We start from the raw sequence: 15,513 nt of genomic DNA on the forward strand, positions 1-15,513 counted from the left end.
GTGCACCCCGTGTCCCACCCAGATGTGATCGTCGTCGGCGGCGGCATCGGCGGCCTCGGTGCCGCCTTCTCGCTCACCCGCCAGGGCCTGGGCGTCCGCCTGCTGGAGAGCGCCCCCGCCTTCGGCGAGGTCGGCGCCGGCATACAGCTCGCCCCCAACTGCACCCGCATCCTCGACGACTACGGCCTCCTGGAAGAAGCCAAGAGCCTGGGCGTCGTCCCCGACGCCATGGTCATGCGCGACGCCGTCGACGGCGACGAGCTGACCCGGCTCGACCTGCGCCACCTGGAGCGGCGCTACGGCTACCCGTACCTGGTCATCCACCGCAGCGACCTGCACGGCCTGCTGCTGCGCGCGTGCGAACGCGCCGGTGTCGAGCTGATCAACGACGCGCGGGTGACCTCGTACGAGAACACCGCGGCCGGTGCCCGGGTGAGCCTCGCCTCCGGCGAGACCCACGAGGCCGGCGTCGTCATCGCGGCGGACGGCCTGCACTCGGTCGCCCGCGGGCTGCTCGTCGACGACGAGCCCGTCTCCTCGGCGTACGTCGCCTACCGCGGTACCGTCCCCGCCGAGCAGCCGCGCGTGCGGGACGTCGACCTCAGCGAGGTCGTGGTGTACGTCGGCCCCCGATGCCACTTCGTCCACTACGGCCTGCGCGGCGGCGAGATGCTCAACCAGGTCGCCGTCTTCGAGTCGCCCAAGGCGCTCGCCGGCCGGGACGACTGGGGCACGCCCGACGAGCTCGACGCCGCCTTCGCCGACACCTGCGACTTCGTCCGCGACGGTCTCCCCTTCATGTGGCGGGACAAGTGGTGGCGGATGTTCGACCGCGACCCGGTCATGCGGTGGGTGCACGGCCGGATCGCCCTCCTCGGCGACTCCGCCCACCCCCCGCTCCAGTACATCGCCCAGGGCGCCATCATGGCGATCGAGGACGGCTGGGTGCTGGGCGAACAGGCCGCCCGCCACCGCGCCGCGGACGGCGCGGTCGACTGGACCACCGCGCTCGCCGCCTACGAGGCCGTCCGCCCGGAGCACTGCCGGCGCGTGCTGACCACGTCCCGCGCGTGGGGCGAGCTGTGGCACCTCGACGGTGTGGCGCGCGAGCGGCGCAACGCCCTGTTGCGCGCCCGCGACACCTACGACTACTCCTTCACGGACTGGCTCTACGGGCCGACCGCCCTGACGCCGGACCAGGAGCCGGAGATGTTCACGCCCATCCCGCTCTCCTCGGCGCCGGCCGGCGAGGCGGCCCTGGCCGGGGGCGCGTCATGAGCGACGCCTACCTCTACGCGGCGGCGCGCACCCCCTTCGGACGGTTCGGCGGCGCGCTCGCCGGGGTGCGCCCGGACGACCTCGCCGCGACCGCGCTGACCGGCCTGCTCGACAAGACCCCGGACCTGGACCCGGCCGCCGTCGGCGACGTGGTGTGGGGCAACGCCAACGGCGCCGGCGAGGACAACCGCAACGTCGGCCGGATGGCGGCGCTGCTGGCCGGACTGCCGGTGAGCGTGCCCGCCACCACCGTCAACCGGCTGTGCGGCTCCGGCCTCGACGCGGCGATCATCGCCTCCCGCACCCTGGAGTCGGGTGACGCCGACGTCGTCGTCGCGGGCGGCGTGGAATCCATGACCCGCGCCCCCTGGGTGCTGCCCAAGCCCGACCGGGCCTTCCCCGCCCGCGACGTCACGGCCGTCTCCACCACCCTCGGCTGGCGGCTGGTCAACCCCGCGATGCCGAAGGAGTGGACGGTCTCGCTGGGCGAGTGCAACGAGCTGCTCCAGGAGAGATTCGGCATCTCCCGGGAACGCCAGGACGCGTTCGCGGCCCGCTCGCACCGCCTCGCGGCCACCGCCTGGGACGAGGGCTTCTACGACGGCCTGGTCGTGCCGGTGGACGGACTCGCCCGCGACGAGGGCATCCGCCCGGACACCTCCCCGGAGAAACTGGCGGCCCTGAAGCCGTCGTTCCGCCCGGACGGCACGATCACCGCGGGCAACGCCTCCCCGCTGAGCGACGGCGCCTCGGCCCTCCTGCTCGGCACCTCCGCCGCGGCCGGCCGGATCGGCCGGGACCCCGTGGCCCGGATCGCCGGGCGCGGTGTGCACGCGGTCGAGCCGCGGATGTTCGGTTACGCCCCCGTAACGGCCACCGAGAAGGCGCTGCGCCGGGCCGGCATCGGCTGGGGCGACGTGGGGGCCGTCGAGCTGAACGAGGCGTTCGCAGTGCAGTCGCTGGCCTGCGTGGACGCCTGGGACGTGGACCCGGAGATCGTCAACACCCGTGGTGGGGCCATCGCCCTCGGGCACCCCCTGGGCGCCTCCGGCGGCCGGGTCCTCGGCACCCTCGCCGAGGTGCTGCGGGAGCGGCGCGAGCGCTGGGGCGTCGCGGCCGTCTGCATCGGCGTGGGCCAGGCCCTCGCCGTCGTCCTGGAGAACGTGACGGGTGAGGTGAGCCAGGGATGACCACGACCATCGCCGCCACCACCGACGAGGCCGTCGCCGGCATCGAGGACGGCTCCACCGTGCTGGTCGGCGGATTCGGCCTGGCCGGGATGCCGTTCGACCTGATCGACGCCCTCATCCGGCAGGGAGCCGGGGACCTGACGATCGTCTCCAACAACGCCGGCAACGGCGACGTGGGCCTCGCCGCGCTGCTCAAGGCCGGCCGGGTGCGCAAGGTGATCTGCTCCTTCCCCCGGCAGAGCGACTCCTATGTCTTCGACGCCCTGTACCGGGCCGGCCGGGTCGAGCTGGAGGTCGTGCCGCAGGGCACACTCGCCGAGCGGATGCGGGCCGCCGGAGCCGGCATCGGCGCCTTCTACAGCCCCGTCGGCGCCGGCACGCCGCTGGCCGAGGGCAAGGAGACCCGGGAGATCGACGGACGCGTGCACGTCCTGGAGTTCCCCGTCAAGGGCGACGTGGCGCTGATCTCCGCCCACCGCGCGGACACCATGGGGAACCTGGTCTACCGCAAGACCGCCCGGAACTTCGGACCGGTGATGGCCACGGCCGCCACCACGGTGATCGCCCAGGTCACCGACATCGTGCCGGCCGGCGGAATCGACCCGGAGGCCGTGGTGACGCCCGGCATCTTCGTCGACCGGCTCGTACGGGCCGAGGCCCGCCGGCTCACCGTGGAAGGGGCCCGCTGATGACCTCCCCCGTACTGGAGCGGGCCGACCGCGCGCCGCTCACCACCGATGAACTCGCCGCGCGCATCGCCCGCGACATCCCGGCCGGCTCCTACGTCAACCTCGGCATCGGGCAGCCGACCCGGATCGCCGAGCACCTGCCGCCCGACGCCGGGGTCGTGCTGCACACCGAGAACGGCATGCTCGGCATGGGCCCGGCCGCGACCGGCGACGAGATCGACCTCGACCTCACCAACGCGGGCAAGGTGCCCGTCACCGAGCTGCCCGGGGCGGCCTACTTCCACCACGCCGACTCCTTCGCGATGATGCGCGGCGGGCACCTGGACGTGTGCGTCCTCGGCGCCTTCCAGGTCTCCCGGCACGGCGACCTGGCCAACTGGCACACCGGCGAACCCGACGCGATCCCCGCCGTCGGCGGCGCCATGGACCTCGCCGTGGGGGCCCGGCAGGTGCTCGTCATGATGAAGCTGTTCACCCGCGACGGCGCGCCCAAGCTGGTGCCCGCGTGCACGTACCCGCTCACCGGGCCCCGCTGCGTCCACCGCGTCTACACCGACCACGGCGTCTTCGCCGTCGGCCCGGACGGTGTGCGGGTGCTGGAGACGTACGGAATCTCAGTGGCCGCACTGCGCGAACGTCTGGACGTCGAGCTGACCGGCTGACAGACGCGGGGCTTCACACGACGTCGTCGTCGCGGACTGTGTGTAAGCCGGGCGTTCGCCGTGCCGGGGCGGGGATAGGATCTCCGGCATGGCGAACCTTCGTGAGGCGCAGAAGCAGATGACCCGCCGTCTGCTGCTGGAGTCGGGACTGCGGCTCTTCAAGGCGAAGGGGTACGCGGCCACCACGGTGGACGACATCGCCACCGCCGCGGGCACCACACGCGTCACGTTCTACGCGTACTTCCCCTCCCGCAGCGAGTTGATGCGGGCGCTCATCGACGAGCAGCTCAACGAGGCGCTCCAGCGCGTCCGCTCGCCCGAGCACGGCTCCACCGCGCAGGACCTGGTGACCACCGTCGCCGACGGGTCGGCGGAGGCGATCATGGCGTGGCTGCGCCGGACCGCCGAGAGGTGGCCGGTGATCCGGCCCATCATCCGCATCGGCCGCGACGCCGCGGTGATCGACCCGGACCTGCCCGACCTGGTGGAGCGCTGGCTGGAGGAGGCCATCAGCGACATCGAGGACGGCCTCACCGCGGCCGGCCGCCTCGCACCCGGCCAGCGGCACTTCCGGGGCGTGCTCGCCATGTCCCAGCTCGACTACGTGGCCCAGCACTGGGACCGCTCCGACTGGAAGCTGACCCGCGACCAGATGCTGGAGGAACTCACCGGCAGCTGGGTGCGCCTGCTGAACTGAGGCGGTGCTCAGAGCCCCGCCGCGACCTCCTGGAGCAGCCCCCGCAGCCACGCCGTGAAGTGCTGGTCGGTCAGCCTCGGGTTCCACACCATGTCGATGCCGAGCCCGGGCAGCGGGAACGGGAACTCCTCGATCCGCAGATCGGACAGCCGCCGCATGGCGACGGCGACCTGGTGCCGCAGCAGCGCCACCCCGCCGGCGCGAGCCACCAGGAAGGGAACCAGCAGGAAGTCGGAGCTCAGCTGCCCGACCCGGTAGGGGATGCCCTGGTCCTCCAGCACCGAGTACGGGAAGACCCGCCGGTCGGTGTCGACCACGACGTGCGGCTGGGTTGTCAGCAGCTCCAGGGCGTCGGCCTGGGCGGGCGTGTCCGGCGCGGCCACCACCACGACCCGGTCGTCGTACAGCCGCTCGCGCGGATACCGCGAGAAGTGCCCCTCGGAAATCAGCACCACGTCGACGCCCTGGTCGGTGAAGGTCGCCTCGTTCGGCACCGTGATCGTGCGCAGCCGCAGCGTGGCGTGCGGGGCGCGCTCCCGGACGAGCCGGGTCAGCCGGGGGCCGACGACGAACGCCGTGCTCGTCGTCATGGCGACGGTGATGGTCCGGCTGTCCGCCGCCGGGTCGAAGACCGGGAAGTTCACGATGCGCGCCGTCTGCCGCAGGGCGCTGCGCAGCGGCCCCACCAGTTCCAGCGCGTGCGGAGTCAGCGTGACCCCGCTGCCCTGCCGGACGACCAGGTCGTCCCCGAGGAGGCGCCGCATCCGGGTCAGGGCGTGGCTCATCGCGGGCTGGGAGAGGCCGACGCGCTCCGCGGCCTTCGTCACCGACCGCTCCTCCAGGAGCGCGAGAAGGGGCACCAGGAGATTCAGGTTGACCGACGCCAGCCGGTCCAGGCCCGAATTCGCGGTGCCCCGTTCCTCTGCGCTCATGGCGCGCAGCCTACGCCGCCGCCCGGGTCATCCGGCGCAGCCGGGGGATCGGTACGCGGTAGTTCAGGGCGACGACGTCGGCGGTGCCGTCGGCGTGCGGCCAGCGCATCAGAGCGGGCCCGCCGCCGGGCCGCCCGTCGATGTACTCCGGCTCGCCGTCCACGGGCAGGTTACCGATCGCCTTCAGGCTCAGCCCGAACTGTTCGGTCCAGAAATAGGGCTGGAACCGCAGCGGTGGTGCGGCGTCCCCGTGTACGAGGGCCCGCGCCGCGACCTTCGCCTGCTCGATCGCGCTGCTCCACAGGGGCACGCGGCGCCGCCCCCGGGGGGTGGGGAAGGCCGCGAGATCCCCGACGGCCGCCACGTCGGGCCGCACCAGTCCGCGCGCGTCGACTTCGATGGCGCCCCGCGAGGTGAGCCCGGAGCCGGCCAGCCACTCCGTGTTGGGGACGTCGCCCACGGCGGTGAGGACCACGTCCGCCTCCAGGACTCCGCCCTCGGCGAGCACGACCCTCGTCGCCCCGCCGTCGGCCGCCGGCCGTGCCCCGGCGCTCTCCACGACCGTGAGCCCCTGATCGCGCGCGGCCCGCGCGAAGACGCCGGCCAGGTACGGGCCGAGCTGCTGCCGCAGGGGCGTGCCCTGCGAGACGAGGGTGACCTCGCAGCCGGAGGCCAGACAGCCGGAGGCGATCTCCATACCGAGCGGGCCACCGCCCACCACGACGACCGACGGCCCGGCCGCCACCCGCCGGCGCACGGCCAGTGCGTCGTCCAGCCCGCGCAGCGTGAGCTCGCCGGGCAGGGCGGACAGCCGCCGGGCCCGGGAGCCGGTGGCCAGCACCAGCCGGTCGTACGGGAGGACAGCGCCGCCGTCGAGGGAGACGAGCCGGCGGTCCGGATCGAGGCCGGTCGCCCGCACGCCGAGCAGTTCGGTGGCCCCGTGGCCGGCCGGCGGAAGCTCGTGCGAGGTCAGGTCGTCGCCCTTGAGCAGCAGCGACTTGGACAGGGCGGGGCGGCTGTACGCGGGATACGGTTCGTCGCCGACGATGGTCAGCTCGCCGTCGAAGCCGGCCTCGCGCAGCGTGTCGGCCGCCGTGAGCCCGGCGATGCCGTTGCCCACCACGACCACGCGCCCGAGGGGTGCGGTGCTCATGCGATCCTCAGGGCCGCGACGGGACACACCCGCACGGCGGCGTGGGCGAGTGGCGCCTCGGCGGCGGTGAACTCCTCGCGGTCCAGGACGAGTTCGCCTTCGTCGTCGAGGTGCATCAGCTGCGGGGCCGCCTCCTCGCACAGGCCGTGGCCCTCACAGCGGGGGCGGTCGATGACGATCTTCATGCGGGGATCACCTCCAGGACGGGGAGCTTCTCGATGCTCCGGGTGGTGTTGCCGGGGACGCGTACCTCGGGCCCGGCGACGAGGCGGCCGACCCGGCGGGACAGCGCCTCGATCACGGCGTGGGCCTCCAGCCGGGCGAGCCCCTGGCCCGCACAGCCGTGCGGGCCGTAGCCGAACGACAGATGGTCGACGGGGTTGCGCTCGACGAGGAACGCGTCCGGGTTCTCGTAGTGGCGCGGGTCGCGGTTGCCGGCGCCGAACAGGATCGCGACCTGCGCGCCCGCCGGGATGCCGGTTCCGTCGATCGTGACGTCCCGGGTGACGCGGCGGCCCCAGGCGTGGACGGGCGCCCAGAAGCGCAGCACCTCGTTGAAGGCCGCGGGCACCAGCGAGGGGTCCTCGCGGACGAGGGCGAGCTGGTCGGGGTGGCGGGCGAAGAGGGCGACGAGGTTGCCGATGGCGGCGATGGTCGTGTCGACGCCGGCGCCGAGGTACTGGTGGATGATGTGGCCGGCCGTGTCCGGCGGAATGGCGCCGCGGGCCTCGGCGTCGAAGATGCCGCGTCCCACGGAGCCCTCGGCGAGGTCGTCGGCGGTGACCCGGGAGCACCAGGCGTACAGTTCGCCGGCGACGGGGAAGCTCTCACCGGTGCGCTGGTTCATGGGGCCGAGGACCTGCATCGCGGCCTGCCCCCATCGCAGCATGTTGGCGCGCACCTCGCCGGTGAAGCCGATGAGGTCGGCGACGACCTCCAGCGGGAAGGCCCGAGCCAGGGCGTCGATGGCTTCAAAGGACCCCCTCTCCACCAGTTCGGCGACCAAGGCGTCGGCCTTCGCCGTGATGGAGCCCTTCAGGCCGCGCAGCGCGCGTGGGGAGAGGTTTTCGGTGAGCGTGGCGCGCAGCCGGGTGTGCACGGGCGGGTCGGACGCCAGCGAGGTGCCGGTCAGGGCCTCGTTGGCCATCGGATTGAAGGCGATCGATGCCGAGGAGAACGACTCCCAGTCGGCCAGTGCGCCGCGGATGACGACATACCGCGTCAGCGCGTAGACGTCGTTGCGCGGGAGGTGCACGACCGGGCCGCGTTCCCGCAACTCGGCGTAGAGGGGGTACGGGTCGAGGACGACTTCGTCGGCGAAGAGGTCCACGTCAAAGGTGGGCAGGGTGCTCATGCCCACAGTGAAATGTCCGGCCTCACATCGAACAAATGAATGCTTGGCATGCGGCGGCATGCACGGTGTGCATGAGCTCGGCCCCTCAACCGGCGCAAGGGGTTCCGTGACGCTCGCGCAACCCCTGATGCATTGTTTTTTCGTGGTGTTCGTTTCATTGACGGCATGTAAAGCGAATGGATACCGTGACGACAGCCACAGGATGCGTGGGCACCCCACGCCGGAGATGTGAGGCATGCGTATGAGCGTCCAGAGCAACACCGTCAACACCGTCCTGGGCCCTGTGCCGGCCGCGGAACTGGGCGTCGTCTCGGTCCATGAGGCGCTGCTGTCGGTGGTGCCGGGCGCCGAATGCGCCTACGACATCACCCTCGACCGCGCCGAGATCTTCGAGACCCTCGCCGCCGAGCTGAACGGCTTCAAGGCGCACGGCGGCGGCACGATCGTGGACAGCACCGGCATGTTCCACGGCCGGGACGTCCGGCTGTACGAGGCCCTCTCCCGCACCACCGGCGTGCACATCGTCGCCTCGACGGGCCAGGGCCCGGAGGAGCTGCTCGGCGGCTACTTCCTCACCCCCCAGACCAACCCGCCGACGCCCTGGCCGGCCGAGAAGTTCGCCGACCTCTTCACCAAGGAGGTCACCGAGGGCATGGTCGTCCCGCGCTTCGAGCGGCGCGGCGCCGCCGGCCTGGTCGCCACCGCCGCCACCCGCACCGGCATGACCGCGACCGACGAGAGCCTCTTCCGGGGCGCGGCCCGGACCGCCCTCGCCACCGGCGTCCCCGTCTCCATCCGCTACGGCAAGGACGCCCCGCAGGACCTCGACGTGGTTCTGGACGAGAAGCTGCCCGCCGACCGCGTCGTCGTCGGTGGACTGGACCGCAAGGACGCCGTCGCCGCCGGGGCATGCCTCGAGGCCGCCCGCCGCGGTGCGTACGTCGTGCTCGACCACGTCGGCACGCAGGACGAGGACCATGTGACGGACGCCGAACGCGTCGCCCTCGTCCTGGAGTTGGCCGAAGCCGGCCTGGCCGGCCGGGTCCTGCTGTCGGCCGGCGCCACCGGCGTCGCCAAGGGCCACCCGGGCAACGACCTGCCGTACAGCCACGTCCTGACCGACTTCGTCCCGCTCCTGAAGGACCAGGGCCTCGGCGAGGACGACGTACGGCGGATTCTCGTCGACAACCCGCGGGACCTGCTGTCGGTGCGCTGAGCACCCCGGCGGATACGGCCATCAAGTCTCTTTCTCAAAGGTGAGTGTTGTGTCGAAGGTGAACACGGTCCTGGGACCCGTCCCGGCCGAGGAGTTGGGCATCGTCGCGGTCCACGAGCACATCGGGTACGGCATGCCCGGCTCCGAACTGGACACCAAGTGGTGGAAGACGCCCGAGCAGCGGTACGAGGAGACCGTTCCCAAACTGCGCCGCTTCCACGAGCTGGGCGGTGGCACGTTCGTCGACGCCACCGGCATCTGCAACGGCCGTGACGTCGACTACTACAAGTCCCTGTCCGCGAAGACCGGCGTGCACATCGTCGCCTGCACCGGCTTCGTCGGCGGCGACACCGCCCTGCCGCACTTCGCGAACGCCGGCGTCGACTACCTGATGCGGCAGTTCGTCCACGAGATCACCGCCGGCATCGGCGACACCGGCAGCCGCGCCGGCGTCATCAAGGTCGGCGTGAGCCGGGGCGGCCGGATGACCGACCTGGACAAGCGGATCTACCGGGCCGCCGCCCGCGCCGCCCTCGCCACGGGCGCCCCCATCCTCACCCACCTCGCGATCGACGCCGAGAACGCCATCGCGATCTTCCACGAAGAGGGACTGCCCCTGCACCGCGTCCTGTTCGGGCACGTCGACGACGGCGTCAACGCCGACAAGACCCGCGATGTGTGGATCGCGGAGCAGGGCGGCCGCATCGGCTTCGACACCTTCGGCTACGAGACCGAGCTGCCCGACCCGCCGTTCTGGGCCCGCCCCCGCAAGGAGCGCCTCGATCACTTCCTGCGCTTCATCGACGGCGGCCGCCGGATCAACCAGGTCCTCGCCTCCGCCGACGCCAACTGCTCCCCGCTGGGCTGGCCCGGCGTCAAGGGGCACACCGTCAACTACATCTTCGAGGACCTCATCCCGGACCTCCGCTCCGCCGGCCTCGACGACACGGCGATCAAGACGATCTTCGTCGACAACCCCGCCGCCTTCCTGACCCTCCAGAAGTAGAGAGAACCAACGATGCAGCTCTCGGACCTCAAGAACCTCAAGATCGCCGTCGTCGGCGCGGGATACGGCGGCGCGGCCGCCGCCAAGGCGCTCAGCCTCCTGGGGGCCCGCGTGGACGTCTACGAGCAGGCCGGCCGGGTCCGCGAGGTCGGCGCCGGCATCGGCCTGCGCCCCTCCACCATGAACCGCTTCCGCGAGTGGGGGATCTTCGACGCGATCGCCGACGTCACCTCGCCGAGCGACTACTTCGAGATCCTCACCGACACCGGTGAGCCGATCATGAAGGAGGCCTGGCCCGCCGACGGCGAGCAGGTCCACACCCACCTCATCCACCGCGGCGACTTCATCGACGCCCTCATGGGCGCCCTCCCCGACGGCATGGTGCACCTCGGCCACAAGCTGGAGAGCGTCGAGGACAAGGGGGAGGGCGCCGTCCTCACCTTCGCGGGCGGCGCCACCGCGGAGGCCGACCTGGTCGTCGGCGCCGACGGCATCAAGTCGGTCGTCCGCCACCAGCTGTTCAGCCGGAAGCCCCCGGTGTTCTCCGGCGAACACGCCTACCGCACCGTGATCTCCACCGACGCCGCCCACGGCATGGTCGTCGACGACAACCTGCGCATGTACATCGGCCGCGGCACCAAGGTCTACCTCCTGCCGCTGCGCCACCGCGGCCAGGTCTCCTTCGACATCACCGCCCTCAACACAGACGGCACCTGGGCACCGCAGGTCACCAAGGAGGACCTGCTCAAGACGGTCGAGGGCTTCGACGAGCGCCTGGTGGCCATCACCCGCGACCTCGACATGGACACCGTGAACATCCGCGCGGTGTACGACATCGACCCCGTCGACACCTGGCACACGGACCGCGTCGTCCTCGTCGGCGACGCCGCCCACTCGATGCTCCACCACCAGGGCCAGGGCGCCAACTCGGCCATCGAGGACGGCGGCGCGCTCGCCGACGCCCTGAAGCGGGCCGGCTCCCTGAAGGAGGCGCTCGCCCTCTACCAGGCCACCCGCAAGCCGGTGACCGACGAGTTGCAGCGCATCTCGCGCCAGGGCTGGACCGAGGAGGAGATCAACGACGTCTTCCCCGGCCAGAAGCCCGCCGCCGCAGGACAGGAGTGACCCCGTGACACTGCACCCCGAGATCGCCGAGTTCCTCGCCACCCTCCCGGCTCCGCCCGAGGGCCCGCTCGACCCGGTCGCGATGCGCGCCGCCGACGAGGCGCACGTGGCACCGCCCGAGGAGCGCCTGCCGCTGCACGCCGTCGAGGACCTGACGGCGACGACGCCCGCCGGCGACATACCGGTCCGCGCGTACACCCCCGTCGAGGCCGAACGCCACGGCGTCCTCGTGTACTTCCACGGCGGCGCCTTCTTCCTCGGCAGCCTGGACACCCACGACCACGTCGCCCGCTCGCTGGCGAAGGAGACCGGCCTCAAGGTGGTCTCCGTCGGCTACCGCCTGGCCCCCGAGGCGGCCTTCCCGGCCGGCCTCGACGACTGCTACGCGGTCGTGCGCTGGATCGCGCAGGACGGCAACGGCCTGGACTGGGACGGCACGACTCTGGCCGTCGCCGGCGACAGCTCCGGCGGCACCTTCGCCGCGGCCGTCGCCGCCCGCGCCCATGACGACGGCTTCGACCGGATCACCCACCAGGTCCTCTACTACCCCTCGCTCGACCTGGAGTTCGACGTCGACCGCTACCCGTCGCTGCGGGAGAACGCCGTCGGCTACGGCCTGGAGACCGCCGGGCTGAAGCCGTTCAACGCCTTCTACCTCGACAGCGGCGCCGACCCCGCCGACCCGCTCGTGTCGCCCGTCAGGCGGGCCGACCTCACCGGCCTGCCACCGGCCCTGGTCGTCACCGCCGAACACGACCCGATGCGCGACGAGGGCGAGCTGTACGGCGCCCGGCTGCGCGACGCCGGCGTCCCGGCGACGGTCAGCCGCTACGAGGGTGCGAACCACGGCTTCGTCCAGCACTTCTCGTGGATCCCGGAGTACCACCGGGTGTTCGAGGAGACCGCCGCCTTCCTCGGCCGGCGCTGAACCCGCAGGGAGAGAACACCATGACGCACGATGCGGTCGCCATCCACCCCCTCGTCTCGCCCTGGGGCCGGTTCGGGCTGTACAGCTTCTTCATCGACGCACCCGAACCGGCGATCGTCGACACCGGGATCGCCTCCTCGCCCGCCGAGGGCATGGCCCCGGCGCTCGAGGCGATCGGACGCCGTATCGAGGACGTGCGGTGGATCCTGCTGACGCACGGCCACATCGACCACGTCGGCGGCGCGCACGCCCTGTGGGAGCTCACCGGACGCCGCGCCCGGGTCGTGATCCACGAGGCCGACGCACCGATGCTCCGCTCGCGCCGGGCGCACGTCGGGGAGTACCTCGCCGGACGGGGCCGGTACCTGGCCGACCCCGACGGCGAGGCCAAGGTGACGGCCGCCGCGAACGCCGTGATCTCCGGCGAGATGGAGCCCTCCCTGCTGGTGAAGGGCGGCGAGACGCTGTCCCTCGGCGGTGGCGTCACCGTGTCGGTGCACGCGATCCCCGGACACACCCCGGGCTCCGTCGCATACGTCGTCGACGGGCAGCGCTCCGTCTTCACCGGCGACGCCGTCCAGGTGCACGGCGCCGCCAACGGCTTCCCCGGCTACACGGACCCCGCGGCCTACCGCGCGAGCCTGGAGTACCTGCGCGACGAGGTCCGCCCGCGCCACCTCTACCTGGGGCACCCCTACCGCCGCGCCGACGGCACCCCGTACGGCGTCGAACTCGACGAGACGCAGGCCCGGGAGGCCGTCACCCAGAGCCTCGACATCGAGGAACGGGTCGCCACGGCCGCCTGCGCATGCCTGGCCGCGGGCCTGCGGCCGACCGACTCCCCGTACTCGCCGTTCGTCCCCGCCGCCGAAGAACTCGGCTACCGCGGCGACCCCACGCTGGAGCCGTCGCCGTTCTTCACCTCGATGCACGGCTACCGCCTGCGCAACCCGAATTCGTGACTCAGGAGCACCCCCTCATGACCGACTCCCGGACGATCCGCGCCGGCGCACAGAGCATCACCGTCCGCAAGGACCTCCGCGTCCCGATGCGCGACGGCGTGACCCTCGCGGCCGACACCTACAGCGGCGGGGACGACACCCCACGGCCCGCGCTCGTGGCCCTGAGCCCGTACGGCAAGGAGCTCCAGGCCCTCGCGCTGACCACCCCGCCGCAGCGCCGGCCCAGCCCCATGTGGGACGGCTGCATCGAGGCCGGCGACATCGCGCGCGTCGTCGGGGAGGGCTACGTCCACGTCATCGGCGACCTGCGGGGCTCCGGCGCCTCCGAGGGCGAGCACATCGGCAACTACAACGCCGGCGGCGTCCCGCTGGGCCAGGACGCCTACGACTTCATCGAGTGGGTCGCGGCCCAGCCCTGGTGCGACGGCAACGTCGGCATGATCGGCATCTCCTACTTCGGCTCGATGCAGGTACTGGCCGCCGCCGAGCGCCCGCCGTCCCTGAAGGCGATCTTCGTCAGCGGCGGCCACTACGACTTCTACGAGACCACGTACCACGGCGGCGTCATGTGGTTCATGCCCCGCGCCGCCCGCGAGGGCCGCGGCGGCGACTCCGGCTGGGCCTTCACCGACGGGGTCAAGTCCCGCATGCTGGAGACGTATTCGCCCGAGGAGATCAAGAAGCGCGTCGCCGAGCGCCTGAAGGACCCGGACGTGGCCGCCTGGCCCAACCTGGTCCACGTCCTCAACTACCCCAAGAACCACGAGGCGTGGTTCGACATCGTGATGAACGACCTCGACGGCGAGTGGTACGAGGAACGCAACCCGATCACCCTCGCGCCGGACATCGACATCCCGGTCTGGCTCCAGATCGACCAGGGCCGAGGCTGGACGATGGACGGCACCATCGAGCTCTTCCACGCGCTCCGGGGCCCCAAGAAGCTCGACATCGGCCCCTACCCGCCCATGCAGTCGCGGCCCTTCATCGAAGAGCACGACAAGATGTTCCGCTGGTACGAGTACTGGCTCAAGGGCGTCGACAACGGGATCATGGACGAGCCGGCGGTGACCGTCCACGTCGAGGGATCACGGCAGTACGTCACCGGCGCCCAGTGGCCGCCGAAGGACGTCGAGCACCGCCCGCTCTACCTGCGCCCCCGGCACAAGCTGTCCTTCGAGCCCGAGGCGATGGGCGCCGAGCACGCCGTGCCCGACGGTTTCTACCAGGCGCCGCTGACCGTCACCGACAAGGTGGAGATCCTCAGCTGGTCCACCGAACCGTTCACCGAGCCCACCGAGATGATCGGCCAGGGCGCGGCACACCTGTTCGCTGAGATCGACCAGCCCGACACCAACTTCATCCTGCGCATGTGGGACGAGGCACCCGGCGGCAAGCGGCAGCTCATCACGACCGCCTACCTCAAGGCGTCGCACCGCGAGCTGGACGAGGAACGCACCACCGAGGGCGACCCGCACCACCCGCACACCCGGGCGGTGCCGGTCGATCCCGGGAAGATCGAGGAGTACGTGCTGCGGGTCTACCCGTTCGCGGCCACCTTCCTGCCGGGACACCGGCTGGTCGTGGAGCTGTCCAACGACGAGCCGCTGGCCGACGAGCACAACGCGCTGCTCCCGCCGGACGCCTTCCACCTGCCGGTGGGCCGGCCCGTCACCCACAAGATCTACCGGGACGCCGCACACCCCTCCCGGCTGGTGCTGCCGTTCACGACCACGGCTCGGCAGTGAGCCCCGTTTTGCCCCTGCGGCGCCCCGGAGCGGTTCCGGGGCGCCACCGGAAGGGTCAGACGCCGAACGCGGCGGGGTACCGGATGGTGCCCGTCGGGGCCGGGCGGGCGTCGTCCAGGAGCATGGCCATCATGGCCTCGTCCGGGACGTCGAAGGGGGCCCGGATGCCGAAGCCGGAGGCCGGGGTGAAGCCGAACCGGGGGTAATAGGCGGCGTGCCCCAGCACCAGGACGAGGTTTTCTCCCCTGGCCCGGGCGGCGGCCAGTACGGCGCGGATGGCCGCCGAGCCGGCACCGGTGCGCTGGTGCGAGGGCAGGACCGCGCACGGAGCCAGGGCGAGGGCGGGTTCGCCGTCGACGTGGCAGCGGGTCAGCAGCGCGTACGCCACAGGGACGTTGCCGGCATCCGTCGCGATCATGGAGAGGCCGTCGATCCACGCCTTCGGGTCGGCGCGCAGGGCCTCGACGATGCCGGCCTCATGGGGCGTCGGGAAGGCCGCCAGGTTGATGCCGCGGATGGCGGTGATGTCGTCGGGGGTCTCGGGGCGGGTGGTCCACGTGGTCATGGTCGTTCCGT

Annotated in this window: 16 protein-coding genes; 11 read left to right on the top strand and 5 right to left on the bottom strand. The window is 72.1% G+C overall.

All coding sequences use genetic code 11. The features are described from left to right. Positions 1-24 precede the first annotated feature (24 nt). The 5 genes from FKN01_RS20760 (at position 25) to FKN01_RS20780 (ending at position 4,516) form a co-directional block, all read left to right on the top strand. A complete protein-coding gene (locus FKN01_RS20760) occupies positions 25-1,278 on the top strand; it encodes an FAD-dependent oxidoreductase (protein ID WP_143622841.1) in 1,254 nt (417 codons plus the stop codon). After that, on the top strand, positions 1,275-2,468 hold the full coding sequence (locus FKN01_RS20765) for a thiolase family protein (RefSeq protein WP_143622788.1): 1,194 nt from the start codon (positions 1,275-1,277) through the stop codon (positions 2,466-2,468). The genes FKN01_RS20760 and FKN01_RS20765 overlap by 4 nt, the downstream gene beginning before the upstream one ends. Next, complete coding sequence (locus tag FKN01_RS20770) at positions 2,465-3,157, top strand: 3-oxoacid CoA-transferase subunit A (protein ID WP_143622790.1); 693 nt, start codon at positions 2,465-2,467, stop codon at positions 3,155-3,157. Before FKN01_RS20765 ends, FKN01_RS20770 begins: the two co-directional genes overlap by 4 nt. Further along, entirely contained in the window at positions 3,157-3,819 is a 663-nt protein-coding gene (locus FKN01_RS20775; protein ID WP_143622792.1) for a 3-oxoacid CoA-transferase subunit B, read from the top strand. The genes FKN01_RS20770 and FKN01_RS20775 overlap by 1 nt, the downstream gene beginning before the upstream one ends. An 88-nt stretch (positions 3,820-3,907) precedes the next feature. Next, complete coding sequence (locus FKN01_RS20780; RefSeq protein ID WP_143622794.1) at positions 3,908-4,516, top strand: TetR/AcrR family transcriptional regulator; 609 nt, start codon at positions 3,908-3,910, stop codon at positions 4,514-4,516. 8 nt (positions 4,517-4,524) lie between these two features. Here FKN01_RS20780 and FKN01_RS20785 read toward each other — a convergent pair whose 3' ends face one another. The 4 genes from FKN01_RS20785 to FKN01_RS20800 are packed head-to-tail and all read right to left on the bottom strand — an operon-like array spanning position 4,525 to position 7,955. Then, complete coding sequence (locus FKN01_RS20785; protein WP_143622796.1) at positions 4,525-5,448, bottom strand: LysR family transcriptional regulator; 924 nt, start codon at positions 5,446-5,448, stop codon at positions 4,525-4,527. A 10-nt stretch (positions 5,449-5,458) separates the two neighbouring features. Next, positions 5,459-6,601 carry an NAD(P)/FAD-dependent oxidoreductase gene (locus FKN01_RS20790; protein WP_143622798.1) on the bottom strand — a complete coding sequence of 381 codons (1,143 nt, stop codon included), beginning with the start codon at positions 6,599-6,601 and terminating at the stop codon, positions 5,459-5,461. Then, entirely contained in the window at positions 6,598-6,786 is a 189-nt protein-coding gene (locus FKN01_RS20795; RefSeq protein WP_143622800.1) for a ferredoxin, read from the bottom strand. Before FKN01_RS20795 ends, FKN01_RS20790 begins: the two co-directional genes overlap by 4 nt. Then, positions 6,783-7,955, bottom strand: coding sequence for a cytochrome P450 (locus FKN01_RS20800; protein ID WP_143622802.1), 1,173 nt, complete (start codon positions 7,953-7,955; stop codon positions 6,783-6,785). The genes FKN01_RS20795 and FKN01_RS20800 overlap by 4 nt, the downstream gene beginning before the upstream one ends. Before the next feature lie 241 nt (positions 7,956-8,196). Here FKN01_RS20800 and FKN01_RS20805 point away from each other — a divergent pair, with 241 nt between their 5' ends. Genes FKN01_RS20805 through FKN01_RS20830 form a run of 6 tightly spaced genes read left to right on the top strand, consistent with a single transcriptional unit; the run spans position 8,197 to position 14,937 of the window. Then, complete coding sequence (locus FKN01_RS20805; protein WP_143622804.1) at positions 8,197-9,171, top strand: phosphotriesterase; 975 nt, start codon at positions 8,197-8,199, stop codon at positions 9,169-9,171. A 49-nt stretch (positions 9,172-9,220) separates the two neighbouring features. Continuing rightward, positions 9,221-10,177 carry a phosphotriesterase gene (locus FKN01_RS20810; RefSeq protein ID WP_143622806.1) on the top strand — a complete coding sequence of 319 codons (957 nt, stop codon included), beginning with the start codon at positions 9,221-9,223 and terminating at the stop codon, positions 10,175-10,177. Positions 10,178-10,189: 12 nt separating this feature from the next. Next, positions 10,190-11,302: an NAD(P)/FAD-dependent oxidoreductase gene (locus FKN01_RS20815; RefSeq protein WP_143622808.1), complete on the top strand. Its 1,113-nt coding sequence runs from the start codon at positions 10,190-10,192 to the stop codon at positions 11,300-11,302. A 4-nt stretch (positions 11,303-11,306) separates the two neighbouring features. Next, the gene (locus FKN01_RS20820) at positions 11,307-12,230 is read left to right on the top strand and encodes an alpha/beta hydrolase (protein WP_143622810.1); all 924 of its coding nucleotides are present in this window, start codon (positions 11,307-11,309) and stop codon (positions 12,228-12,230) included. A gap of 20 nt (positions 12,231-12,250) precedes the next feature. After that, positions 12,251-13,192 (top strand): MBL fold metallo-hydrolase, encoded by a 942-nt coding sequence (locus FKN01_RS20825; protein WP_143622812.1) that lies wholly within the window; start codon positions 12,251-12,253, stop codon positions 13,190-13,192. Positions 13,193-13,209: 17 nt separating this feature from the next. Beyond that, positions 13,210-14,937, top strand: coding sequence for a CocE/NonD family hydrolase (locus FKN01_RS20830; protein WP_143622814.1), 1,728 nt, complete (start codon positions 13,210-13,212; stop codon positions 14,935-14,937). Positions 14,938-14,992: 55 nt separating this feature from the next. Here FKN01_RS20830 and FKN01_RS20835 read toward each other — a convergent pair whose 3' ends face one another. Beyond that, the gene (locus FKN01_RS20835) at positions 14,993-15,502 is read right to left on the bottom strand and encodes a GNAT family N-acetyltransferase (RefSeq protein ID WP_143622816.1); all 510 of its coding nucleotides are present in this window, start codon (positions 15,500-15,502) and stop codon (positions 14,993-14,995) included. Positions 15,503-15,513: the final 11 nt, after the last annotated feature.

Origin of the sequence: Streptomyces sp. 130, from assembly GCF_007096885.1 — a bacterium.
GTDB lineage: Bacteria > Actinomycetota > Actinomycetes > Streptomycetales > Streptomycetaceae > Streptomyces.